At 50.0% G+C, this 26,235-nt stretch carries 15 protein-coding genes; 5 read left to right on the forward strand and 10 right to left on the reverse strand.

Features of this window, described 5'->3' with window-relative positions; translation table 11 throughout:
• Positions 1 to 10: 10 nt before the first annotated feature.
• The 3 genes from KME12_07465 to KME12_07475 all read right to left on the reverse strand — a co-directional run bounded on the left by KME12_07465 (position 11) and on the right by KME12_07475 (position 4,951).
• The gene (locus tag KME12_07465; GenBank protein MBW4487612.1) at positions 11 to 2,464 is read right to left on the reverse strand and encodes a hypothetical protein; all 2,454 of its coding nucleotides are present in this window, start codon (positions 2,462 to 2,464) and stop codon (positions 11 to 13) included.
• 289 nt (positions 2,465 to 2,753) lie between these two features.
• Complete coding sequence (locus KME12_07470) at positions 2,754 to 3,971, reverse strand: glycosyltransferase family 4 protein (protein MBW4487613.1); 1,218 nt, start codon at positions 3,969 to 3,971, stop codon at positions 2,754 to 2,756.
• Positions 3,972 to 3,988: 17 nt separating this feature from the next.
• Positions 3,989 to 4,951: a glycosyltransferase gene (locus KME12_07475; GenBank protein ID MBW4487614.1), complete on the reverse strand. Its 963-nt coding sequence runs from the start codon at positions 4,949 to 4,951 to the stop codon at positions 3,989 to 3,991.
• 215 nt (positions 4,952 to 5,166) lie between these two features.
• Here KME12_07475 and KME12_07480 point away from each other — a divergent pair, with 215 nt between their 5' ends.
• Positions 5,167 to 6,162 (forward strand): glycosyltransferase family 2 protein, encoded by a 996-nt coding sequence (locus KME12_07480; GenBank protein ID MBW4487615.1) that lies wholly within the window; start codon positions 5,167 to 5,169, stop codon positions 6,160 to 6,162.
• Positions 6,163 to 6,276: 114 nt separating this feature from the next.
• Here KME12_07480 and KME12_07485 read toward each other — a convergent pair whose 3' ends face one another.
• The 3 genes from KME12_07485 to KME12_07495 all read right to left on the reverse strand — a co-directional run bounded on the left by KME12_07485 (position 6,277) and on the right by KME12_07495 (position 9,226).
• Positions 6,277 to 7,101: a ParB N-terminal domain-containing protein gene (locus KME12_07485; protein MBW4487616.1), complete on the reverse strand. Its 825-nt coding sequence runs from the start codon at positions 7,099 to 7,101 to the stop codon at positions 6,277 to 6,279.
• Between the two features lie 2 nt (positions 7,102 to 7,103).
• Positions 7,104 to 8,576 carry a formate--tetrahydrofolate ligase gene (locus KME12_07490; GenBank protein ID MBW4487617.1) on the reverse strand — a complete coding sequence of 491 codons (1,473 nt, stop codon included), beginning with the start codon at positions 8,574 to 8,576 and terminating at the stop codon, positions 7,104 to 7,106.
• Positions 8,577 to 8,797: 221 nt separating this feature from the next.
• Entirely contained in the window at positions 8,798 to 9,226 is a 429-nt protein-coding gene (locus KME12_07495) for a hypothetical protein (GenBank protein ID MBW4487618.1), read from the reverse strand.
• Between the two features lie 319 nt (positions 9,227 to 9,545).
• On the opposite strand from KME12_07495, the gene KME12_07500 reads away from it, so the two are divergent.
• The gene (locus KME12_07500) at positions 9,546 to 10,484 is read left to right on the forward strand and encodes a ParA family protein (GenBank protein MBW4487619.1); all 939 of its coding nucleotides are present in this window, start codon (positions 9,546 to 9,548) and stop codon (positions 10,482 to 10,484) included.
• Positions 10,485 to 10,533: 49 nt separating this feature from the next.
• Here the strand turns inward: KME12_07500 and KME12_07505 are convergent, their stop codons facing one another.
• The 3 genes from KME12_07505 to KME12_07515 all read right to left on the reverse strand — a co-directional run bounded on the left by KME12_07505 (position 10,534) and on the right by KME12_07515 (position 15,561).
• On the reverse strand, positions 10,534 to 10,980 hold the full coding sequence (locus KME12_07505; GenBank protein MBW4487620.1) for a VOC family protein: 447 nt from the start codon (positions 10,978 to 10,980) through the stop codon (positions 10,534 to 10,536).
• A gap of 218 nt (positions 10,981 to 11,198) precedes the next feature.
• On the reverse strand, positions 11,199 to 14,027 hold the full coding sequence (gene ileS, locus KME12_07510; protein ID MBW4487621.1) for an isoleucine--tRNA ligase: 2,829 nt from the start codon (positions 14,025 to 14,027) through the stop codon (positions 11,199 to 11,201).
• A gap of 133 nt (positions 14,028 to 14,160) precedes the next feature.
• Entirely contained in the window at positions 14,161 to 15,561 is a 1,401-nt protein-coding gene (locus KME12_07515) for a hypothetical protein (GenBank protein ID MBW4487622.1), read from the reverse strand.
• A gap of 352 nt (positions 15,562 to 15,913) precedes the next feature.
• Between KME12_07515 and gndA the strand changes: the two genes are divergently transcribed.
• Entirely contained in the window at positions 15,914 to 17,437 is a 1,524-nt protein-coding gene (gene gndA, locus KME12_07520; GenBank protein MBW4487623.1) for an NADP-dependent phosphogluconate dehydrogenase, read from the forward strand.
• An 80-nt stretch (positions 17,438 to 17,517) separates the two neighbouring features.
• Here gndA and KME12_07525 read toward each other — a convergent pair whose 3' ends face one another.
• Positions 17,518 to 17,985: a GNAT family N-acetyltransferase gene (locus KME12_07525; GenBank protein MBW4487624.1), complete on the reverse strand. Its 468-nt coding sequence runs from the start codon at positions 17,983 to 17,985 to the stop codon at positions 17,518 to 17,520.
• Between the two features lie 124 nt (positions 17,986 to 18,109).
• On the opposite strand from KME12_07525, the gene KME12_07530 reads away from it, so the two are divergent.
• Both KME12_07530 and KME12_07535 read left to right on the forward strand, forming a co-directional pair.
• The gene (locus tag KME12_07530; GenBank protein MBW4487625.1) at positions 18,110 to 21,472 is read left to right on the forward strand and encodes an amino acid adenylation domain-containing protein; all 3,363 of its coding nucleotides are present in this window, start codon (positions 18,110 to 18,112) and stop codon (positions 21,470 to 21,472) included.
• On the forward strand, positions 21,469 to 26,232 hold the full coding sequence (locus tag KME12_07535; GenBank protein ID MBW4487626.1) for an amino acid adenylation domain-containing protein: 4,764 nt from the start codon (positions 21,469 to 21,471) through the stop codon (positions 26,230 to 26,232). Before KME12_07530 ends, KME12_07535 begins: the two co-directional genes overlap by 4 nt.
• Positions 26,233 to 26,235 lie beyond the last annotated feature (3 nt).

A 26,235-nucleotide genomic window follows, 5' to 3' on the forward strand; every position in this document is an offset into this window, starting at 1 on the left:
GGTGTTCTCCCTACTCAAATTGCTGTTTCTTGGTAGACCAACGTTGGAGACGGTAGCCTGTAGAGCCATCGATGACAAGGGCAGGGATGCCGCCATCGCCTAAGTCTGCGATCGCTAGCAACGACTGTTGGGCAGTCCCATCAAACTCGTTGTAGAGCACAGTGCCCGTATCCGAGATAATTAGGGTTCGCGATCGCGCAGAGCTAGGTTTCTGGGAGGTTGGCTGGTCAAGTTGCAGGCTGGCGAGGGTTGCTGGGTCGAGGGTAAACACCGCTTCAGGCTGTTGATTGCCAGTCAGATCAATTTGTTGAACTTGCCAGCTACCAATTTCGCTTTGCTGGAGCAAGCTCGTAGGTGTAGCCGTAACCCCGGTTGGTAACTGATTGCTTTGCTCTAACTCAGCTCCTAACGCTTGCAAGATAGGAATGGCTAGCTTGGGTTGCTGTTGATTGAGGTCTGCCAAAGTTGTAACTGCGGGGGTTGCCCACTGCAAGGCTGTACTCGTGAGGGCCAAAGGCTTGGGTAGGGGTTGCCCAGAAGCGGGGGTAGGCAGCGGATCGCCAGCTGCCAGAATACGTAATGTGCCGCCTTGAAGTTGAACAGCTTTGGCTGTGGCGAAAATGGTGTCTTGTTGAGCTGTATCAGTCCAGACCAAGATTTGTATTTGTGGATCGGTGGTGAGGCCGAGCAAATTCCACAATGGCTCTGCGCCGTCTGTTTTAGAGAATTTGAGGTCAGAAAAGTCAGAACGTCGCCAGCTCTTGCCATCGTAAAAACCAGTCACTTGCACTTCGTACCAGATTTGTCCAGGCTCCAGCTTCAAACTTGAGTTTTTCAGTTGCCACCAATCCGCTGGATTGATTTGCTTGCGCGGCTCCGCTGTCCCGACGACTTGGCTGGGGTGGGTGCTAGGAGGAATGGTATCTGAGAAGTTGGGGTCGAGGCGATCGAGGAGTTTGCTGATGCGAGCGATCGCGGCTGGGTTGGTTTGGGGTTGTTTCTTTAACCAAGCGATCGCCGCTGCTTTGTCTTTTTTCGCCCCCACAATTAAAGCGCCCCAAGCTTTAGCGTCTGTTTGAGCTGGATCAACTTTAAGCGCTGCTTCGACTCGATTCCACAGGCGATCGGCATCTCCCTTTAAAAGAGAGGCGACCTCCTGGCTGTTATCCACTGACGCTTGAAACACGGATAAGGCTCTGGCCCACCGACCATCGATTAAATTTGTGAGTACTTGTTGGCTAGGGCTAGCCCAAGACTTCTCTGCCTGGGCTTGGGTCGCTTCCGCATGCAGCCGCACAAAATCCATCTCAGCTTGAGCAGCACTGGACCACAGCGCCGGATCAGCTTCACTAGCTTGTCGAAGTGATTTAAACCAGGCTAAAGCTGGAGACCATAAGCCACTCCGGGCTAGGGTCATAATTTTGCTGTAGGTCTCAGTATTAAAGGCTGGTTCACTGAGCGAAATAGCTTCTAATTGAATCGGGTCAGGCAAAAATTGTCGTGGCTGTACTTGGTAAACCTGAAATTGGGGTTCTAAGCCGACGGTTTGGTCTACTACTAACTCTGGAGTGGCTCCGCTAGTAATTGCTTTCCAAGTAGGCACTTGTCCTGTCGAACTCGTCCATTCCAGCATCCAACCTAAATAGTCTCGAGCGGGATTGTAGTGAGCCACACGGCCATAGGCAATGGTATCGTCTCCCCGCACCATCTCCCCGCTCAACAACAGCCAAACACCTGAGGTGGGAACTTTGCCCTCAAAACGCTGAATTTTTGTCAGAGGGAGCGATCGCGCTGATCCTTGATTTTCGGAGTTGGCATCCACTAGCGGGGCGATCGCGAAGGATTCTTCTGGCCCTGCGACGGCGATCTGACTGGCTAACCAATAGGACTGCTCTTGCTTAGCGTACCGCCAGGCATCTGCCATGGGTCGATAGACTCTGAGTTCTACAATGTGCTCACAGTTGTTTTGGGTGGAGCCTAAGGTGTTTGTGGCTTGGCAGAGGGGTCGCTGCGCTAAAACAGGGATTAAAAGGTCGGTAGCGCTTGGAGTCTGGTTTGTCCCCTTAACTTCCTTGCCAAGGGAGACAGGCTCGGCGGCAATGCGACCAGATTGGCGAATACTGGTACGGATTTCGGCAAGAGTTTGGAAGGACTCTTGGCTAGCAACTGGAATGCGAGTCCAAGTGGGTAGATACTGATTTAAACCGACGATCGCATCTGGATCAACGATCAATAGAATGGCCACCCAGGCTCCCCCCACGGTTAGCCCCGCAGCACCACACAAAAGCAGGAATGCCCCCAACACCGAGAGCCAACCATGAGACTGAGCCTTAGCAGGTGGTTGAGCAGGGTGCGGAACGTTAGGTAGGTCAGTACTAGCGATTGGTTTTGGGGTCGCTACCTTGCGGGGTAGAAAGAATTTCTTCTGGGTTTCGAGCGCAGTCTTATCTGGTTTAGTTCCCATTCCAGCTTTCAGTGAGCAATCAAAGATCTTTGGCGATCGCAGGGTTTGCAGCTTAGCCGACTGCGTACTGATCCATACAAGATGTAGTAACCTCTTCCGGTTAATCCATAATTTCTTGGAAGTGAGTTGGAGCCTCAAGCTCCCCTTCCCTGGGAGGGAAGGGGCTGGGGGTTAGGTCTCTTATAAAGCGATCGTACTGCCCCGACTCAGCCAAGTTGGAACTTACTGTACAGCTAATTCTCGATCGTTCAGCAGAATCTTAAGAGCTTTTGCCAAAATCTATAGAATTTTAAGCGCGCAGTAAGGCTTGTTCGTAAAGTTGACCCGCCCGCTCCCAAGTGTAGTCGGCTTCTATCATCGATCGCGCGTTTTGAGATAATTCGACCCGTAAGGCAGGATTCTCAAACAACTGGCTAATGGCACTGACGTATTCGGCTACGGAATTAGCCCGCAACGCTCGCAGGGGCACATTAGGTTCATCGACGGTCAAGCCTTCTAAGCCGCGATCGCTCGCCACAATCGGGGCACCCGCCGCCATTGATTCCAGAGTTTTGGTTTTAATCCCCAAGCCGACCCGTAGGGGCACGACACAGACCGTTGCTTGGTGCATGTATTCCACCATAGAGGGGACTTTGCCTGTGACGATTACACCAGGCTCATCTTTGAGCGCTAAAACTTCGGGAACAGGACGTGCCCCCACCAAGCTCAAGGTGGCTTCTGGATAACGCTGTCTGACCTGGGGAAAAACCTCTAGAGCAAAGAAGCGGGCGGCATCAATGTTGTGGGAAGAGTCCATCGCCCCCACAAACACCAAGCGTTGTTCGCCTGGGTCACTGGGACGATAGGGAAACATCTCCAAGTCCACCCCGTTAGAAACGACGGTAATGGGCGAACCTGGGGAAATGGCGGCTAGCTTTTGGCGATCGTCTTCGGTGGTGGCGACGAGACTGGAGAACTTGGCACAGTAACGTTTCTCGTAGCGATAGAGTAAAGGTAAGTAGAGGCGATCGCGCCACGGATTTTCCGAAGCACCATGCTCTAGATGGTTCAGCACCCAGCCATAGACCGAGCTATGCACATCAACAATGGTGTGGACTGATTGACGGAACTCTGGGCGGATGTAGACTTCATTGACACTGTGCTCACAGGCGATCGCGTCACATTTGCCAGCGCCAACAAAGGTATCCACCCAAGCTTGTACTTCTGGAGAATAGCGATTCAGGACGTTCGGAGGTGTGGTTTTGGCGACAGACTCGACAAAGCGGCCCACTTTACGGAATACTCCAGGTTTGGCTGCGGACTGCTCCCCTGGAAAAACCATCAGATGGCTGACCCATTGCCGCAGCGCTTCTACATCCTCATCTGTGGTCCAGCGCTGCTGCTGAGTTACTAGCGTTACCTCATGGCGCTGATGCAGGTATTTCAATAAATTAAAAGTCCTGCCCTCCGCTGCTCCTCGACTGGGGGGATAGGGGAACGTATTACAGGAGAGCACGAGAATTTTCATAGGAGTCGGGTGAAAAACTATAACCAGTCAATTTCAGTGGCTTGCTCAGACAACTGAGCTGCTTGTTGGCCCGCTGTTCTAGCTCTGGCGCAATAAACCCCGATGGGAGTACTGATCAGATCGATCGCCGGAGCTTTGCCAAGGAGCGTTTTGCCAGTCTTGAGCGGCAGTTCTTTGAGGAACCAACGGCTGAGCAGATAGACCGACTCGCGCCAGGTGTGTTTCCGCGTTAAGCCAACGCCATAGAGTTCGTGTAAGTAGCGATTGGAGCGGCCATAGCGCTGCCATTGGCTTCTCAGGTCTTTGAGAGTAGCGCGATGCCGATGCTGCACGATCGCCTGCTCGGCAAAATATAGCTGCCAATCCGTTTGTTTTTGGATGCGCCAGCAAATATCGGCATCACCCCCAGTGGTCATGTAGGGCCGAAATAATCCTACTTGCTCTAGGGCTTGGCGTCTAATCGCTAAGTTAGCGGTTTGGCCGTAGGGACAGAAGGGGTGAGCAAGGGTGTCTTTTTGGCTCAGCAGATTGCGACTATCGGCATAGCGCTCTAGCAGGGTGGTGCCAGGAAAGGCCACAATCTCACCCACGACTAGGCCAATGGCTGCTTTGGTAAAGGGTGGCATCAACAGCTCTAACCAATCGGTTTGGGGGCGGCAGTCGGCATCTGTAAAGACAAAAATTTCTCCGGACGACGCTCGAATGGCCGTATTGCGAGCGGCATAGGCGCTTTGAATCTTGGCCTCGGTGAGATGGTGCAGGTTCCACCCTTCTCGCTGGGCGGACTCAGCGGCTTGCTGCAAAATGTTGGCAGTGCGGTCTTGGCTGGCATTATCGACCAAGAGATATTCCACTCGCTCTTTGGGGTAGGTTTGAGCCTGGAGGCAAGCCAAGAGTTCGGGTAAATCGGTTTCGCCGTTGTAGATTGGAATGACAACGGAAACCTGAGGCAAGTAGGTGTCTGGCTGAGGGCTATCCATCGCTTGATTTTCTCTAGAATCTTTATACAGATTCCCTGATCTTTATAAAATTCATATAGCAGGCTCGATCCAGATTTTAATCGGAGCGATACCATCAATATCGAAGTAGCAGTTTTTGGACTGAATCTTCACCCAAGTTTTGACAATTTAGGGATGCAAATTTAAGACGTTTTGAGGGGCGATTCCCAGTTACAGCATTTTCTAGTAATCAACCAATGCCTAAAGTTAGTGTTTGCATTCCTACTTATAACCGAGCCCATCTGCTCCCCTATGCAGTCAATAGCGTTCTTCATCAAACTTACACAGATTTTGAACTATTGATTTGTGACGACGGCTCTACCGATGCCACTCCTGAGGTGGTGAGTCAGTGGGACGATGCGCGGATTCGTTACATTCGTCATCCGGTCAATATTAAGCGCAGTAAGAATATGCGCTCTGGGTTTGAGGCGGCGGCTGGCACGTACTTTATCAAGTTTGACGATGATGATGCACTAACGCCGGAATTCTTAGAAAAAACTGTGGCGGTTTTAGATGTGAACCCGGATGTGGATTTTGTCTGCACCAATCATTGGATTATTAATCCAGCCGGAGAGCGTGAGGCGGCAGCAACCCAGGCCAATGCGGCCAAGTGGGGCAAAGACAAGTTGCCAGCAGGTGTGATCCCTAACTTGGTTCATGAAACCTTTTTGCGCCAGAGCTTGCAGGTGGGTTCGACGCTGTTTCGCAAAGCTTGCTTGGATGAAGTGGATTTCATGCGCTTTGAGGCGGATGGCTGTGAGGATTTTGATTTGTTGGTGCGGTTGGCGATCGCGGGGAAGCAGGGCTACTTTCTGCCAGAGTATTTGATGGAATACCGCATGCACGGCGGCCAAAACAGCTTGCGCCAGAGTATCCATTTCTTGCGAGCAAAACTGTTCTGCCTCAACAGCTATCGCTTTGATGAGAGTGATTTGGAACGGCAGCGGACCAGAAAAGCAGCAGGCTTGAAGCAAGATCTCGCTTTGAGGTTAATTGAGAAGGGTGATACGGCGGAAGGTCGCCAACTTTTGCAAGAAGCGAATCAAGTACTCGGCACCTCTAACCGCGCTAAGGCAGGTCTGGTGCTCTCCTACTTACCAGAGAGTCTGCGCCAAGTTGCGTTTAATTTATTCCGCCAAGTGCGATCGAAGGACTACGCGGAACAAGTACGCCAAGTGCAACCTTCTAGCTAAGTTTGAAGGATGAAAAAAGTGGGGAGTTAGAGCGATCGCCCAATTAACCCAAACAAACCCGTAGCGTGTGTTAGGCGCAGCCGTAACGCATGATTAAACATGACTGATGGCGATCTAGAATATTTTTCCTATTTGTCTTAATTTGTTGTAAGTACTGCTACCAAAGTCTTTGATTTTTTCTTTTGTATCGGTTTTGGTTGAAAGTTTTAGATTACTCCAAGTGAGGATTCTGTCCGAAGCTTTCCAGTACTCAATTGCCTTTAAAGCTGCCCTTCTTTGTTTATCACTGACTCCAATTCCTAATAGAGCATCATCAATCTCTTCTTGTGTAGATTCAAGTAAGTTTATTTTGGGTGGGGCAAGCTCTTCGATTTTCTGGCTTAGCCCCTCAATTGCAGAATATAAACGATTAATTCTACTATCTATTTGTTCTAGCCTATCAACTATAATGCTGCTTGTATTACCGCTAGGAGCAGACGCTAGTTTATTAATACTTGAAACAATAGGCTGAAGTTTTTCATTGAGAATTTCAGTAATAGATTGGTCTGTTTTACCTTCGACTTTCTTTTCTGATCTAGTCTCTAAATTACCTACTAACTGCTCCATTTCTTCCTTAGTGGCAGCAGCTTGTTCATCGTCCATATCAAAAACCCAGACCCAAACTTTTTCAAGTTCAAGTTCTTTGGCAGCAATTAACCAATCTGCACCATAAACAACTTCATACTCTTCATCTTCGTAGGCATCGCTACGACGTACAACCAAATTCAATAAATTACTACCCTGAGTCTTGAGGTTTTCCTTTAACAGCTCTAATCTCTCAGAAGAAACATGAGAATTTGTTATCGGGACCGCAATCAGAAATGTGTCTAATTGACCATGATTGATTGGCTGAGGCTTAAGAAATTTTTTGATATTCTTTTGGCGTTCAGATGAGTTCATGGTTATTCCTTTTCCTGAGTAATCTGAACGAGATGTTGAGCCAAATTCATATAACAATCAAAAGCACTTTGTGCAGATTCTTTATCTGAGCGTGCTAAGGAATCATCAAACTCTGCATGGCAAAGTGGATATCCCTTATCTGGAGTTGAAGAAACAATTTTGAGCTGGGGAATCCATGTTTCTTCAGGAAACAAACTAATACTCTCACCTCCCGGAATACTTGCAAGTAGATTTTTGATCTTGTTAGCCATTTCCTGCTTTAAAGAAGCTGCTCTTCGGTCATACATACTCACGGCAATGCCTAGAATGGGTAGAGGTTCGTCTCTAGACTGCTCTACCTCTTGGGCTCTGCTAATTACATACTCTAATGCTCTGACAGGATAGGGGGATAGTTGAGTAGGAATCAAAATACCAGATGCTGCCATCAATGAAATGGTATTGACTTTACCGAAGGATGGTGGTGGATCAATAAAAATAAAATCGTACTCTTGCTTATAGTTCTTCAGTTTTCTAGTCAGTACTCTATCGATATCTACGGTTTGAATTAAAGTGGGCTCCATATAACTTAATCGGATATGCGACGGGACTAAATTTAACTCAATATCCTTCCACTGCTTGCGAATAATAGTATCTGGAAGAAGGGTTCTTGCCTCAGTTAATAAGTGAGTAATATCCTTTTTGCCCTGCTGTTCAACATCTGATAAGGGATCAATTCCCAACCCCATCGTTAGATTGGCTTGAGCATCAATATCAATTAAAAGAACTTTTTTTCCAAGTTTGCTGAGAGCCGCTGCAAGATTAATAGTTGTAGTAGTTTTACCAACTCCACCCTTATTGTTAAAAACCGTAATAATCATACATTTATGTCCTTTGGGTGCTGAATTGGCTTCTTCTTTATCAACTTGAGGCTCAAGTTTTTGTTTTTTCTTAAAGATTCTAAGCATGTCTTGATTATCTAGTTCCTCTGCAATGCGATTAGCAAGCTGAAAATAGATTTTTTCCTGACTTTTGTGAATGACACGATTAAGGTTTAAGCAAGTCGTTTTGCAAAGTATCTTGTGAAAGAATTTGAATTCTTGGGGTAGAGTGTTTTTTTCATAGTTTGCAACTACTACAATTTCTCCTTCGTAGTTGTAGAATATTCTAAAGAAACAACCATTGGTTAATAAACCAAATATGGCTTTTGATTCTCGTAAGTAGTTATTTATTTGCCAGACACTCTTTGTAATGTCCTTGCTTGGGGCTTTGACTTCAATTACTAAATAAGGTGAAGAGATTACTGGTAGATTCTGAGGTTGCACTAGAAAATCTAGCTTGCTTTTGCCAATTGGAGCTTGGGTTCGCCAATCAGAACCACTATAGCCAAGAGTTTGTAGAAGCGGGATGATAACTTTGTGTTCTACGTCCGATTCACTACTGTAAGGAGTAATTGAATGCAAAAAGTTTAGTGAATTCAGACTGGATGAGGAATTCATGCAACCAGCAAATTTGAGTGGCTTGTATGAGTTTAGCTATCAGTTTTGAAATAGGCACACCTTAAAGCTTAATTTAGAGTAACTTCTAACAAAAGTTAAAGAAATTAGACAAAAATAAGCAGGAGGTAAAACACGCCTCCTGCTTACGCTACTGCAAAGTCTTGAATATCTAACTATTCAGTTCTTGCATAAAATCTTGATCAAAAGCTTAGCATTTGGAACTAGCTGCGCTTGAAGAGAGAGGTGACGCGGTTGGTGACGTTGGCGATCGCAGATTGGAACGCATTGGCAACTGCTTGCTCAGGCTTCACGGCAACTTGGATGGGTTCGTCGCTAAATTCCTTCAAGCGATAGCCGTATTCTAAATTGGCTTGGTTTTTGCGGAGGATGGGGAATAGGCGGAAGGCACCTTCGCGTAAATCTTTCTCGCTGTCGTAGATCGCCATATTGATTTGGCTGCTTCGCTTCACCGCGATCGAGCCGACCGGATACCACTGCTTCTTACCCTGAATTCGCATATAGATATTGAACTCAGGCACCCCATCAGTTTTCATCTTGTCGTACTGCTTCGAAGCTTCAGTCCGCTTGACTGCCTTCTTAGAAACAGACTTTTTTGGGGTTTCTGCCTTACCAAATCCACCAGTCGCCACAGCGATCGCTCCTTGCTCTCTTAAGGAAAGTTTACAGTATTTTCAGAAATGAGAGAACTAGCGAGAGTGCGGATACCCACCCGATCCCCATTACGCTAAGATGCAGTTTCTAGCGACTTCAGAATCAGGTAAAAGCGCCAGCTATCGAGTTATTCTTAGGGGCCAGAGTGGCGATCGCCACCCCAAAGATTCCCCCTGAATAAAGTTTAAAGTTTGGTGCCACTACGCTTATGATCTGGACTGCATGTTATGTCGTAGGTGCCTAACCCCCTAGCCCACCCTGGCTGGGTCATGCATCACCCTTGAGAGGACGCAACGAATGGGATTTATCATCGCAACTGCAAACATGAAAGGTGGCGTTGGCAAAACGACCCTCACCATCAACTTAGCCACTGCCCTGGCCAAAAATCATGGCAAGCGAGTTTTAATTGTCGATCTCGACACCCAAATCAGCGCCACCCTCAGTCTCATGGCCCCTGGTGACTTCGCCAAACTCCGTAACAACAAGCGCACCCTGAGGCATTTAGTGCATCGCGCTATTTATAGCGACAAACAATTGCCTAATCTTATCCCCGAAGCTATCCAAGCCTACATGTGTAATGTCAAAGGGTTGGATCTATTGCCCGGAGATATCGATTTATACGATGAATTTTTAGTCTCCGAAATGCTGTTTGAAAAAGCTACAAAAGACAGTACCAAAAACTTTGAACAAGTTTGGAATAACTTTGAAAAAGGACTAATTTCAAGTATTCTGCAACCTGTTCTTAAAGATTACGATTTCATCATTCTCGACTGCGCTCCTGGTTACAATCTTTTGACTCGAAGCGCTCTCTTAGCCAGTGATTTCTACGTCTTGCCTGCCAAACCCGAACCACTCTCTCTGATCGGGATTCAACTGCTCGAACGCCGCATTGCCAAACTACGAGAGACTCATAAAGAAGGTGCACCAGTCAAGATTCAACTGCTGGGCATTACTTTTATGCTCTCTGGCAACTTGCTCACGGGTCGCTATTACAGCCAAGTCATGAAGCGGGTGAACGAAGACTATAGTGAAGCCAAAATCTTCAAAACTCGGATTCCTGTGGATGTGAATGTCTCCAAGGCTGTTGACTCATTCACACCTGTGGTACTCAGCAATCCTGGCTCATCGGGTGCTAAAGCTTTTGCAGGACTAGCTCAAGAATTTCTGCAAAAACTCACCGTTGCCGCTCGCATCGACCAGAAACCCAACAAATTCGCTCTCGCAGATATGGAATAAGTTTTAATCCAAATTTCCCCCCTTATTAAGGGGGGCTAGGGGGGATCAGCTAAACCGAACTTTCGGCGGGTTGCTTTTCTTTAGCGGTTTCTTGCACCTTGAGGGCTACTTCTTGCCCGTAGGTGAGTTCTAAAATGTGGCCGTCTGGGCTCTCCACAAATGCCCAATAACCAATGGGCGCACCAGCATCGGCGGGGCCATTGTTGAGGCATCCGTCTTGTCGCGCTAACTCACACAGTCGATCGACTTCTTCTCGGCTTTCGCAAGCAACTCCCAGGTGAGCGGGGGGTAAAAGTTTGTGCTCGACGTTGGGTTCTTGCAGCAACACAATGACGAAGGGTCGCGTGTGGTCGGTGAGCCAAGCGACTTTTTCCCCAGTTTTGGGGTCGGTGCGTCGATGTACGGCTTCCATGTTGGCGTATTTCGCATAGAAGGCGATCGTGGCGTCAAGGTCGGTGACGGGCAGCGCCACATGGGTGAATCCAATATCAGTCATTTCTAGTTCAGGATCTTGAGGCTTTACTTCACCACTATGGCTTGTAGGCCCATCAGACGTTATCTTCTGGGAGATAGAACTATGGGCGATCGCTCACAAAGAACCTCTCCCCCAGCCCCTCTCCTACGAGGCGAGGGGAGCAAGAAGTAGCTCAATTTTTATTTACGGCTCAGTTCCCCCTTCCCTACTAGGGAAGGGGGCTAGGGGGTTAGGTCAATCTAAAACTGGCCTTCTAAAGCAGGTTCACACCGCTCACACAGCAATGCATGAGCTTCTGACTCGCCGACGTGGGTGGAGTAGTTCCAGCAGCGATCGCATTTTTCGCCATCGGCTTTCACCACACCAATACCTAGCGCGTCGGACTGGGAGCTGTACTGCAAGCCTTCGAGGGCGGAGGGGGAGTCGAGCAGTTCTACCTGGGAGACAATGAACAGGTAACGCAGTTCGTCTACGCCGTTGCCGTTGAGGCTGGTGGCTGGGTTCATGGTTTGTAGCTGTTGGCGCAGCTCTAAGTCGGGCACGTAGAGCAGTAGCTTGGCTTCTAGGGAGGAACCGACCATTTTTTCGGCACGAGCTTTCTCTAGCACTCGGTTGACTTCAGCCCGGATTTGCCGCAGGGCAGGCCAGGATTTTGCTAGGGCTTCTACTTCCCAGCGACCTTCGAGATGTACCCAACCTGCTTCAAATACCGATTTGTACGGGGTGGCATAGGGCAGGAATTGCCAGATGTCTTCGGCCATGTGGGAGAGGACGGGGGCGATCGCTCTGGCCAAGTTCTCTAGGATGATCCGCAGCACAGTTTGGCAACTGCGACGACGGAGGGCATCGGGGGCGCTGATGTAGAGGCGGTCTTTGGCGATGTCTAGGTAGAAGTTAGACAAATCGACGACGCAGAAGTTTTGCACCGTCTGGAAGAAGCGGAAGAACTGGAAGCTCTTGAAGGCTTCGGTGATTTCGTTGAAGACTTCGCAGGAGCGATGCAGCATGTAGCGATCGAGTTCTGGTAAGTCTTCGTAGGCCACTGAATCTTTGGCGGGATCGAAGTCGTGCAGGTTGCCGATCAGGAAGCGGGCAGTGTTGCGGATCTTGCGATACACATCCGACATTTGCTTCAGGATGCTTTTGCCGATCAGCACGTCGGAGGAGTAATCCACGGACGACACCCACAACCGCAACACATCGGAGCCGTAGGGTGGTTCTTCTTTTTGGTTCTTGCCGCCGTTGATCACGGTCAGTGGGTCTACGACGTTGCCCATCCACTTACTCATCTTGCGACCTTGCTCGTCCAAAACAAAGCCGTGGGTCAAGACGGTGTTGTAGGGGGCGACACCATTCGCGGCGACACTGGTAAGCAAGCTGGATTGGAACCAACCCCGGTGTTGATCGGAGCCTTCCAGGTACATATTGGCGGGGTAGCATAGTTCCTCGCGTTGCTTGGCTACAGCGGCCCAGGAGGAGCCAGAGTCGAACCACACGTCCATTGTGTCGGTGCCTTTGCGGTAGCTGCGACCGTTGTTGCGGTAGGTTTCTGGCAGCAATTCCTCGACCGGGAGTTCCCACCAAGCATCGGAGCCTTTCTCGGCAAAGATGGCTTGGACGTAGGCGATCGTTTCTTCGGTGAGCAAAGGTTCTCTGTTGGCTTCGTCGTAGAACACGGGGATCGGCACACCCCAATTGCGTTGACGGGAGATACACCAATCCGATCGCTCCGCCACCATTGAGGTGATGCGGTTTTCGCCTTGGGCTGGAATCCACTGAACAGAGGCGATCGCTTCTAGAGCTGCTTCCCGGAACCCAGACACCGAAGCAAACCACTGTTCAGTGGCCCGGAAGATGGTTGGCTTTTTGGTGCGCCAGTCGTACGGGTACTTGTGGACGTAAGGTTCTTCTTTGAGGAGTGAGCCTGCGGCTTGCAGCGCATCAATTACGGCTTGGTTGCCAGGGCCGAGGACGTTTAAGCCTGCAAATGGGCCTGCTTCTTCGGTGAAGTCGCCGTTGTCGTCTACGGGTGCAAAGATGGGCAAGCCATAGCGTAAACCGACTTGATAGTCGTCTTGACCATGACCGGGGGCGGTGTGAACCAAGCCTGTACCAGATTCGGTCGTGACGTAATCGCCACCGACGACAATTGGGCTTTCGCGATCGAACAAGGGATGGCGATAGGTGGAATGCTCTAGGGCTTGGCCTTTGAGGGTGGCTTTGACAGTAAGCGTTGTGCCTAATACTTCTGAAAGGCGCTCTACTAATTCGGCAGCGACAATTAAGTACTTTGTGTCAGCAACTTGGGCATCTGCGCCCACTTCTACCACCGCATAGTTTAGCTGTGGATTGACACTCACGGCCATGTTCGCGGGGATCGTCCAAGGCGTGGTGGTCCAGATTGCCACTTTCAAGTCTGGCAGGTAGGGGCCAAAGGCTTCCTTAGCAGTGTCAGACAATCCCGTCATGGGGAAGGCGGCGTACAAGCTGCGGGAGGTGTGGCCTTCGGGATATTCCAGTTCTGCTTCTGCTAGCGCTGTTTTGGAACTGGGACTCCAATAAACAGGTTTGCGACCCCGGTAGATGTGGCCTTTTAGCACCATTTGCCCAAACACCCCAATCTGAGCCGCTTCATAAGCAGGTGTGAGGGTCAAATACGGATGATCCCAATCGCCCCAGATGCCGTAGCGCTTGAAGGATTGCCGCTGGTCATCTACGGTGGCGATCGCAAAATCTCTGGCTTTGTGGCGCAGATCTAAGGGCGTTAGCTTTTGCCGTTCCTCCGGTTTCATGTTTTGCAGAACTTTCAGTTCAATCGGCAAACCATGACAATCCCAACCGGGAACGTAGCGAACTTTACGCCCCTGAAGCAGTTGAAACTTATTGATAATATCCTTCAGAATCTTGTTGAGGGCGTGACCAATGTGTAGCGAACCATTGGCGTAAGGAGGCCCATCATGCAGAATAAACAGCTCACCTGGATTGTTCTGCGACAGGTGCTCATAAATCTGGTGTTCTGCCCAAAACTGCTGCAGCTCTGGTTCGCGTTTGACAGCATTGGCGCGCATGTCAAAGTTGGTTTTGGGCAGATTGACGGTGTTTTTATAAGTTCCTGATTCTGTCACAGTCGGAAGCCAACGAAGGATAAAGGTCAAGTCTTGCTTCGACCATTATCCTTGACAAGCTCCCTATGCTTCAAGTTTAGTTTTCAGGATTTTCAGATGAGTTCTGATTTTTGTCCTCAAAGAATGGATTGGGCGCTTTTAACTCCGGAGTGTCCTCCGATGCCTCTTCGGACGCTGCGATCGCTTCCTCTACCGCCTCAGGCTCAACCAGCGTAAATGTTGCAGGTTCAATCGGAGGGGCATTGAGGTCTACCGCTTCTTGTTGGCGCTCAATGGGGTCACCGGGGCCAATGGGTTCGGCAGGTGGAGCTAAGTCAATTTCAGCTGCATCTACTGCGATCGCTTCGGCGGGCACAAAGGGATCGCCGAGCGGGTTTTCCACCACTTGATCGCCTGTAGTCGCCTGTTCCACTGCTTCTGGAGTGGCTTCATCTTCTGGGATCGCTGCGGCTACGTCACCAGAAGGGGCGAAAGCAGTCGGTACCACTATCTGATCTAGAGCTTCTGGAGCCACTTCTGCGGCGTTGTTGAGCAGTTGTTCTTCCTCGCTAACACTTAGCAGTTCTGCATTAGTGATCTCAGGATTAGTGGTCGCAGGATTAGTGATCTCAGGGGTCGCTGAGCTTTCTGTAATGCTTGGGCCTGGTGACTCTAGCAGTAGAGTCGGCTCATCATCACTCAATGAAGTTGTTTGGGGAGTTGTTTGGTTCGCTGGCGTTGGCGTTGCAGCTGTGGCCGTGGGATCAGCCATTTCGTCGGCAAGCTCATCGCTAATATCAGTATCCGCTCCAGAACCAGATTTAGGCGGATGATTTAGCTCCATCATGGGTCGGCTGGGTTTCTTTTTGCCGATTTGTCCCACTTGGGCGATCGCCTCCTTTACCGTATTAACCAACCCTGACACTGAGGCTAGGGGGTTAGAAGCTCCGGTTGACTTGGCACTGCTAGAAGTTTGAGCCGATTGACTGCCACGAGGTGTAGGTTCCGGCACGACTTCTGTCGGCACCGCAGATCCAGAAGAGGCCGTTGCGCCCGCTGATTGCCCAGAGCCCAAACTTCCCTGCGTCCGGTCTTTCACGTTGTTGAAGAGACGGGTTGCTTGATCTTTGAGTTGCGTCACGCCGTCTGAGGAAGACAAGCCGATCAGTTTTTCGCGAACCTGCTGAGTGGTGCCACGCAGAGCTGCTGGCGTTGCCTGGGCAGGCAGTTGAGTTTTTTGCTCAGGGGGGGTGAGATCCCAGCGCATTTTTAGAGTTTGCCAACCAAACCAACCGAGGAGGGCGACGCTTGCCGTCTGACCCAGTAGGACACCCCCGGTAATCCGTCCCGCACAGACCCACAGCACTAGGGCATAAAACAAAGCAATGCCGCTCCAGATAAAATCGCTTTTGCGATGGACTTCTGGAAAGAAGAACGCGGCCATATAAAGGGCAAAGCTGCCAAGCGCGACAGCCAATGCCAGGATGTATGCAAGCATCGTGCACTCCCTACCGAATCTGACAACTACTAATCAATCTACTGCCTTAATGTCTATTGTCTCTGACATACCTCTGAAGTAGGTGGGAAGGCTGAATGACCCTTTGGAGCTAGCTATACGAGCAGCAAGGCGATCGCACGAACGTAACAATTTTTAGTGATTATCTAAGCTTAATGGGCTCTCGATCAGGGTTAAAACCTAAATTTCTTGCTTCCGGACGACCCGAATTCCTCTTTCTCTCTAACTTTTGAGCCAGCTCTTAACTTCTTCTTCCAATCCAACCTAAAGGGATCGGGCTACCCTGAAAGGGAATCGACAGGCCCTTATACATGCAGAGTTGGTAGAGAGTGTTATGACCCAGCAGAGCTTTGGTCTCATTGGTTTAGCGGTTATGGGTGAGAACCTAGCCCTGAACGTTGAACGTAATGGTTTCCCGATTGCCGTCTACAACCGAACCCCAGACAAAACCGATGTCTTCATGGCAAAACGGGCGCAAGGTAAGCAAGTCAAAGCTGCCTACTCGATTGAAGACTTTGTGGCTGCCCTGGAACGGCCTCGAAAAATTTTAATTATGGTGAAAGCGGGGGCTCCGGTCGATGCTGTGATTAATCAGTTGAGACCCCTGCTAGAGCCTGGTGACATCATTATTGATGGTGGCAACTCCTTCTATGAAGATACGGAGCGGCGCACCAAGGAATTAGAACCTTCCGGGTTACATTTTGTCGGCATGGGAGTCAGCGGTGGCGAAGAAGGAGCCCTGAATGGCCCCAGCTTGATGCCAGGTAGCTCCAAAGCTGCCTATGATGAACTCGCTCCCATTTGGACCAAGATTGCGGCGCAAGTAGATGATGGCCCTTGTGTCACCTATATTGGCCCTGGTGGCGCAGGGCACTACGTCAAGATGGTGCATAACGGCATTGAGTACGGCGATATGCAGTTGATTGCAGAAGCCTATGACTTGCTGAAGAACACCTTAGGCTTGGATCACAAGCAACTACATGAAGTGTTTGCCGAGTGGAATACCACTGAGGAACTCGATTCCTATTTAATCGAAATCACAGCCGACATCTTCAGAAAAATTGACCCCGATACAGGCAAAGCCCTGGTGGATGTGGTTCTAGATGCCGCTGCCCAGAAGGGGACAGGGCGTTGGACGGTTGCTAGTGCTTTGGAGCTAGGTGTTTCTATCCCTACCATGATTGCTGCCGTCAATGCCCGGATTACCTCTTCGCAAAAGGAAGACCGGGTGGCTGCTTCTAAGGTGTTGACAGGGCCTACGGGTAAGTATGAAGGCGATACCCAGGACTTCATCAACAAAGTTCGCGATGCCTTATACTGCTCCAAAATTTGCTCCTATGCTCAAGGCATGGAGTTGTTGAGCATTGCCTCCAGGGATTTCAACTACGGCTTGAATCTAGGCGAAATTGCTCGGATTTGGAAAGGCGGTTGCATCATTCGGGCGCGCTTCTTGAATAAGATTAAGCAAGCCTTTGATGAGAACCCTAGCTTACCTAATTTGCTGCTAGCTCCAGAATTTAAGCAAAGCATTCTGGATCGACAAGACGCTTGGCGTGAAGTGGTGATTCAAGCTGCCAGATTGGGCATTCCCGTGCCTGCTTTTAGTGCTTCGCTCGATTACTTCGACAGCTACCGTCGCGATCGCCTGCCGCAAAACCTGACTCAGGCCCAACGCGATTACTTTGGTGCCCATACCTACTTGCGAACTGACAAGCCCGGAGTCTTCCACACGGATTGGACGCCAGTCGCTGAGGAAACTGTGCAGATTTCTACACCTGAGGTGCCCCTCAGAGGCCATGAACCCCAAACAGTTTCACCTGAGGAAGTGAAAACCCAAGAAGCTCAAACTCAGCGCTAATTAGCAACCTAGTTTGGCTCCTCCTCTCAGATCCATGCCTCCACCGGGGGCATTTTTTGTGCGATCGCGGTTTTGGGTGATTAGTGGCGCATGAGCTTGGCCATTTTGAAGCGCTCCAGCTCTACGCCTTTACGGGTAACAACTTCGGTTTCTGTGATGTGATATCCCATTTTCAAGAAGAAAAACTTGGAGATGCGACTGGCTTCGGTGTGTAGATGTTCTATCCCTTGCTGTATTGCGTAAGTTTCTAATTGTTGGTAAATCTCCGTGGCATATCCTTGTCGCGCCGCTGGGCTGGCTGTGTAGAGAAAAGCGATATGATCGAGCGGATTTAATTGCCCGAAAGCGACTAATTGCTCATCTGCTACAGCCACCAGGGTCAGACCTTGCTGGAGCGATCGCCTGAATTCCTCAAGGTTGTCCGGATAGGCAGACCAGGCAGCTATTTGCTCAGGATTATAGGCCGTGGCACCAATGCCAAGCACAGAGTTTTGGTAAATTGCCGCGATCGCCTCAGCATCGGCTATTTGATATTGACGGATAAACATGGTTACTAGATCTAGATTAAGCTCTGCCCAGAGAGAGATTTACTTGTTAGTTTGAACGAACTAAAAGGGAAAGGCCAGTAATTCAGTCCAAGCAATTCGGTACAAGTGATTCGGTACAGTTGGCATGGTGATCGAAAACCCAGTTGGCAATGTTTCTGAGGAAGAAGTTTTTGTCTTTCCGACATCCTTTGCCCAACAACGGCTGTGGTTTCTGGAGCAGCTTGTCCCTAATACCTGCCTCTATAATGTGCCGACGGTCTTTCGCCTGACCGGTGAGCTGAATGTAGCGGCTTTGGAGCAGAGCTTTAATGAGTTGGTGTGTCGCCATGAGATTTTGCGGACTGCCTTTGTCGTGAGTGAGGGAGAACCCGCTCAGGCGATCGCTCCTTGCCTTAGTATTTCCTTGCCTGTGATAGATCTTCAGCATTGTCTGGTTGCAGAGCGGTATGCAGAAGCGCAGAGAATGATTCGTACAGAAATGCAGCGACCTTTCAGCCTGTCCCAAGGACCGTTGATCCAGTTGATGTTATTTCGCCTAGACCCGTCAGAACATATCCTTTTGCTCAATCTACATCACATTGTTTTTGATGAATGGTCCAGTGGCATCTTGATTCGAGAAATAGGAGCTTTGTATACCGCTTTTAGTACAGACCAATCTTCTCCTTTGCCAGAGTTGCCGATTCAATATGCCGATTTTGCTCATTGGCAGCGGGAATGGTTGCAGGGAGGAGTTTTAGAATCTCAACTGGCTTACTGGCGACAACAGTTGCGAAATCTCCCTGTGCTGGATCTCCCAACCGATCGCCCCCGCACCAAGCTGCCTACTTACCGAGGTGCGCTCCATCAAGTAGAACTGCCTCAAAGCTTAGCTGAAGCTCTCAATGCTCTGAGTCAGGACACGGGTAATACTCTTTTTATGAGCTTGTTGGCAGCGTTTCAGACATTGCTCTATCGCTACACAGGTCAGACGGATATTGCGATCGGTTCACCAATTGCCAATCGCAACCGCAGTGAGCTGGAGAACTTAATTGGGTTTTTCGCTAATAGTTTAGTGCTGCGCGGAGATCTATCTGGCAATCCTACCTTTGTGGAACTACTGGAGCGATCGCGCCACACAACTCTAGCAGCTTATGCCCATCAAGATGTGCCGTTTGAGAAGTTAGTCGAGGAATTGCAGCCGATCCGCAACCCTAGCTACAATCCCCTATTTCAAGTGGTATTTGCGCTGCAAAATGCGCCGATGACGCAGCTAGAATTGCCAGGATTGACACTGAACGCCATTGAGTTTGACACCAAAAACAGTCGGTTTGATTTGGAGCTGTATCTGTGGGAATGTGGTGAGAATTTTCGGGGCTTGTGGGGGCAAGGCTGGCAAAACTCCACAGGTCTGCGAGGGGTGGTGGTCTACAACACCGATCTGTTTCAGCCAGAAACCATTGCTCGGTTCATGCGATCGCTGCAAACGCTCTTGGAGGCCATTGTCGCCAACCCGCATCAACGCTTGGCAGATTTACCTGTACTGGCTGCGGCTGAACAACAACAGATATTAATTGATTGGAATCAGACGGATACAGACTATCCCAAATCCCAGTGCATCCATCAACTCTTTGAAGCCCAAGTCGAGAACTTACCAGATGCGATCGCGGTGCAATTTGGTGACAAACAGTTTACCTATCAAGCCTTAAACCAAGGCAGCAATCAGTTAGCACACTATCTACAAAATCTGGGGGTTGGAGCGAAAACGTTGGTAGGTGTCTGTCTCGATCGCTCCTCTGAAATGGTGGCAGCTCTCCTCGGTATTCTTAAGGTAGGTGGAGCCTATGTGCCTTTAGACCCGACATATCCCCCGGAGCGGCTCCGCTTCATGGTAGAGGATGCCCAAATTTCGGTGCTACTTACGCAGACATCATATCGCGAGCAGTTTCAGGATTGCTCCGCTCAGGTGATTTGCCTAGATCAGGTATGGTCAGCGATCGCTCAAGCGAGTGAAGAGAATCTCCCTAGCCAAATTACGGCTGAAGATTTGGCGTATGTGGTTTATACCTCTGGCTCCACAGGACAACCCAAGGGCGTAGCTGTGCCGCATCGGGCGGTGAATCGGTTGGTCCGCGATACTAACTATATTCAGATTTATCCTGGCGATCGCGTGGCTCAAGTCTCTAATGTCTCTTTTGATGCTGCTACTTTCGAGATTTGGGGAGCCCTCCTGAATGGGGCTGAACTGATTGGGATTGAGCGGGAAGTCTCTTTGTCTCCGTCAAAATTTGCCACCGCTCTACTCCAACAGCAGATTGACATTCTATTTTTGACTACGGCCTTATTCAACCAAATCGCCCGTGAAGCTCCGACTGCTTTTCACCAATTGCGGTATCTATTATTTGGTGGAGAAGTGGCCGATTTGCCGCAGGTACGAACAATACTCCAAGCAGGCGCACCAAAACACTTGTTGCATGTCTACGGGCCGACAGAAAGCACCACATTTGCCTCCTGGTACGAGATTCGGGAACTGCCAGAAACCGCCATCTCTCTCCCCATCGGTCGCCCAGTTGCCAATACTCAACTTTATATCCTTGATGCTCAGTTACAACCTGTCCCAGTCGGGGCAAAAGGCGAACTATACATCGGTGGTGACGGATTGGCACAAGGATATCTTAACCAACCAAAACTAACCGCTGAGCATTTTATTTCTTCCTCCTCCTTCCTCCCACCCTCCAGGAACACCAAAGGCATACATCCCTCATCCTTCCTCCTTCATCCTTCCTCCTTCCTCCCTCCTCCTTCCTCCCTCACCCCTCTCTACAAAACCGGAGATCTCGCTCGCTACCACCCAGATGGCAACATTGAGTTTCTGGGTCGCACAGATGACCAGGTGAAGTTACGAGGCTTTCGGATTGAGTTGGGAGAAGTTGAGGTAGCTTTGCAGCAACATTCGCAAGTACAGGCAGCGATCGCCTTTCTTCAACCATCCGACACTGACGGTCGATCTTTGGTGGCTTATATCGTGCCTAGCCAGAAACCCGCTCCTACCACTGCTGAGCTGCGGAGTTTCTTGAAGGCGAAGTTGCCAGAGTATATGATTCCGATCGCGATCGCAGTTTTGGAGACTCTGCCGCTGACTCCTAACGGTAAAGTAGATCGGCGGGCGTTGCCTCCTGTAAGTTTAGCGTCGGTAGTTGGAATCACTGTGGCTCAAGCTCCACAAACGGAGATTGAACAAAAGCTGGCGGCGATCTGGATGCGGCTTTTAGGACTCCCGCAGGTTGGAATTCATGACAACTTTTTTGAGTTGGGAGGGCACTCGCTGCTAGCCACTCAACTCATGTCTCGTATTCGGGATGTTTTACAAGTTGAAGTGCCGTTGCGTAGCTTGTTTGAGGCTCCCACGATCGCAGGTTTAGCCAAACAGTTGGAAACACTAAGCTGGGTTGGGCGGAGACAGGAAGTTTCTGGTGCTGGAGCAGTGGGACGTGAGGAGGTGGAGTTTTGATAACGGTGGAGTTTTTAGCTTATCTGCGGCAATTAGATATTCAAGTTTGGTTAGAGGGAGCCAATCTCCGCTGTAGTGCCCCGGAAGGAGCCTTGACCCCAGAATTACGGGCCGCGATCGCCCAACGCAAGTCAGAACTGCTGCACTGGTTCCAGCAAGCTCATGCCTCTACCTATCAAGCTGCCCCTGAGCTAAAGCCAATTTCCCGTGATCAAGCCTTACCGCTCTCCTTTGCCCAACAGCGATTATGGTTTCTCGATCAACTGGTGCCAGAAAATCCCTTCTACAACATGCCCTCAGCAGTGCGACTGAGTGGGAGTTTGCATCTAAGGGCTCTGGAACAAGCTTTTGCCGAAATGGTGCAACGTCATGAAACGCTACGGACTCGCTTTGCCAAAGTAGACGGACAGCCCACGCAGATGATCACGCCTACTTTGCCACTACCTATCCCAGTGATCGATCTGCAAGCGCTGACTCCCTCGGCACAGGAGTTGGCTATTCAACAAATTGCGACCGAGGAAGCGCATTGTCCCTTTGATCTCACGATCAGTCCCTTGCTGCGGGTGAAGTTGTTGCAGCTAGAGGCAACAGAATATCTACTACTGCTCAATCTACACCATATTATTTCGGATGGCTGGTCACTGGGAGTGTTGATGCGAGAGCTAGGAATGCTCTATACAGCCTTTGCCAAAGGTCATTCTTCTCCTTTACCAGAGTTGCCAATTCAGTATGCCGACTTTGCTCACTGGCAGCGGCAATGGTTACAGGGAGAAGTGCTGGAGTCGCAACTCTCTTACTGGCGGCAGCAGCTACAGGATCTACCAGTGCTGAGTCTTCCAGTTGATCATCCCCGCCCAGCCACCCAAAGTTATAAAGGCGCGATCGCTCCCTTAGCATTATCTCCCCAACTCACTCAAGCTCTGGAGGAACTGAGTCAGCAAGCGGGCACGACGCTGTTTATGACCCTTTTGGCTGCGTTTCAAACTCTACTTTTCCGCTATACAGGGCAGACCGATGTGGTGGTAGGGTCTCCCATTGCCAATCGTAACCGCAGCGAGCTTGAGGGGTTGATTGGCTTCTTCGTCAACAGCTTAGTCCTACGCACCGATCTCTCTGGTAATCCGACGTTTTGGGAGTTGCTGGAGCGATCGCGGGAAGTGGCATTAGCCGCCTATGCTCATCAGGATGTACCGTTTGAGAAGTTGGTTGAGGAACTGCATCCAGAGCGGGACTTGAGTCGCAATCCGTTATTTCAGGTAGCCTTTGCGCTCCAGAATGCACCAATGACATCGCTAGAACTTCCGGGGCTAACGTTATCTCCTTGGAAACTAGATGTTGGCACTGCTCGGTTTGATCTAGAGTTCCATTTGTGGGAGCAATCACAGGGACTGAGTGGCCTCTGGGATACCCCAAAGGAGGGGTTGAGTGGCTTTGTGGCTTACAGTACGGAGCTATTTGAGCTAGCCACCATTACGCGAATGATTGGGCATTTTCAAACCCTGCTAGAGGGAATTGTGGCCAATCCAAAGCAGCGGTTAGCCGAGTTGCCAATCCTTAGCGCCGCCGAACAACATCAACTGTTAGTGGAATGGAATCAAACTCAGGTGGAGTACAGCAAAGATGCCTGTATTCATCACCTATTTGCTGCCCAAGCTGCCAAAACACCTGATGCGATCGCAGTTTCCGCACCCTTTGGGAACGCAGTTGGGTTTGCCGATCAGCAACTGACCTATCAAGAATTAGATCAACGAGCGAATCAACTCGCGCATTATTTACAGCAAGTAGGAGTGGGGCCAGAAACCCTGGTTGGTATCTGTGTCGATCGCTCCCTCGATATCCTAATTGCCATCTTGGGCGTATGGAAAGCGGGGGGTGCTTATGTGCCACTCGATCCAGAGTATCCCCGCGATCGCCTCCAGTTTATGTTGCAAGATGCTCAGGTTTCGGTTCTACTGACGCAGCGATCGCATTTAGAGTTGTTATGTCAGGGCCAGGATCAGACGGTGCGAGTGATTTGTTTAGATCAAGATTGGGAGTTGGTTGCACAGCAAAAGCAGTCAGCCCCCGCTAGTGTTGTGACAGCCGATCAGTTAGCTTATGTGATCTACACTTCTGGCTCGACCGGGACGCCTAAAGGGGTGATGGTAGAGCATCGTGGGTTGTGCAATGTGGTGACGGCACAGCAGCAGAGCTTCAATTTGTCGCCTGGTAGTCGGGTGTTGCAATTTAGCGCTTGGAGCTTCGATGCTTCTATCTTTGAGATGCTGATGGCGTGGGGCGCTGGTGGTTCACTCCATATTGTTCCCCAGTCAGCGCGATCGCCTGGAGTAGAACTGGTTCGACTCATCCAAACCCAGGGTATTGCTGCTGCGATTTTGCCGCCTGCGGTCTTGGCCCTGTTGCCAGAAGGTGATCTGCCGATGTTGCAAACGATGATTGCAGGTGGAGAAGCTTGTAGTAGTGAAATCGTGAGCAAGTGGGCACGAGGACGACGGCTGTTTAATGCCTATGGGCCTACAGAAACCACGATTTGGGCGACAGTAGCCGAACTCACGGGTAGAGCTGACAGCAGCGAAAAGCCCCCAATTGGTTGTCCTGTGGCGAACACCCAAGTTTATGTTTTAGATCCTCATCAACAGCCTGTGCCGATTGGCGTGATTGGTGAGTTATACATTGGTGGTGACGGAGTGGCTAGGGGATATCTCAACCGACCAGAGTTAACTGCTGAACGCTTTATTCCTTGCCCATTTAGCGCTAGCCTAGCAGCAAGATTGTACAAAACAGGAGATTTGGTTCGTTATCGACCAGATGGCACCTTAGCATTCATCGGTCGAGCAGATGAACAGGTCAAGGTTCGGGGCTTCCGGATGGAATTGGGTGAGATTGAGGCGGTTTTGCAGCAGCATCCTTTGGTGAGAGGGGCGATCGCCACGGTACATGCAGCAGCATCTGGAGATCAACGATTGACGGCTTATGTCTCCCTGCATCCAGAGCGTCAAGGAGAAGGATTTGCGATCGCCCAGCAACTACAGCAGGAGCAAGTAGAGTATTGGCAAACTCTCTATGAGCAAACCTATACCCAGCCTCTTAATTCTGCTGATCCAACGTTTAATATTGTGGGTTGGAATAGCAGTTATACGGGGCAACCTATTCCAATAGAACAGATGCGAGAATGGGTCGATCGCCGAGTGGAAAATATTCTCGCCCTGAAACCTCAGCGAGTTCTAGAAATTGGTTGCGGCACTGGATTGCTGCTATTTCAGTTGGCTCCTCACTGTCTAGAATATTGGGGCACAGATTTTTCTCAAGTCTCCCTCGATGCGATTCGGCAACAGCTAAACCAGCACCAGTTGCCGCCAGTCAAGCTATTGCAGCGCTCAGCTAACGACTTTACGGATATAGAGCCAGATAGATTTGATCTGATTATCCTGAATTCGGTGGTGCAGTACTTTCCGAGTGTGGATTATTTGTTGCAAGTCTTGGAGGGAGCGCTACAAGTCCTAACTCCGGGCGGTTCTCTGTTTATTGGGGATGTGCGGAATCTAGCGCTGTTGTCTGCTTTTCATGCTTCTGTGCAGATGTATCAAGCTAGCCCTGCATTAGAGCGATCGCAGCTCCAGCAACGAGTTCAACGAACCATGTTTGAGGAACCAGAACTAGTGATTGAGCCAGATTTCTTTCAGGCGTTGCGATCGCGTTTTCCCCAAATTCAGGAGGTGCAAATTCAGCTCACTCGCGGTCAGGCTCACAATGAAATGACCCAGTTTCGCTATAACGTCATCTTGCACAAAGTAACTCAGGATCGGGAAAGCTTGGCTACACAGCCGTTGGTGCCGATGAGTCTGGATGGCTCTACGTGGGATTGGACGAACGAACTAACCGTGGCTGCAATGCACCAGCATTTAGTGAAAGCACAACCACAGAGGTTGGCAATCAGAGGTGTACCGAATGCGCGTGTGATGGCAGCAGTTAAAACAGCGGCTTGGTTGACAGAGGCCGCAGAACCTCAAACTGTAGGACAGATGCGAGCCGCCCTAGAGCAGTTGGCAGAGCCTGGCATTGACCCGGAAGCTTGGTGGAATTTGGAGCAGGAGTTACCTTATCACGTAAACGTGAGCTGGTCGGCAGTTGGGGTTGATCGTTATGATGTGATCCTGCAACATCAGGAGGTCAAGCCACAGAAGGAGAGATTTGAACTTGAGGCGATCGCCCCGGCTCGTCCTTGGTCTACTTATGCCAATCAACCGCTGCAAAGACAGTTGGCGCGACAGTTAGTGCCCCAGCTCCGAAATTACCTAGAGCAGAAGTTGCCAGACTATATGGTGCCTGCTGCTTTTGTCGTATTAGAAACTCTCCCTCTCACCCCCAGCGGCAAGATTGATCGTCGAGCTCTCCCTGCTCCCGTTCCAGTAGAGTCAACGCAAGGATATGTGGCACCGCGATCGCCGATGGAAGCAAAATTAGTCTCTATTTGGTCCGAATTGCTAGGAGTCAAGCGAGTCGGTATTCACGACAACTTCTTTGAGCTGGGAGGGCATTCTCTCTTGGCCACTCAATTAACCTCGCGGATTCGGGATGCTTTCGCCGTAGAACTACCACTGCGTAATTTATTTGAGTCTCCCACCATCGCTCAACTGGCTCAGCAAATTGATAGTTTACAGGTGAGTCAACTCCAGCCGTCTATCCCTGCCATTGTTCCTCTTTCCAGAGAAGCACATCGGCGATCGCGATCGTCTTTGAATCAGAATCAAGGGAGATAACAG

The organism is Trichocoleus desertorum ATA4-8-CV12 (assembly GCA_019358975.1).
GTDB classification, from domain to species: Bacteria; Cyanobacteriota; Cyanobacteriia; order FACHB-46; family FACHB-46; genus Trichocoleus; species Trichocoleus desertorum_A.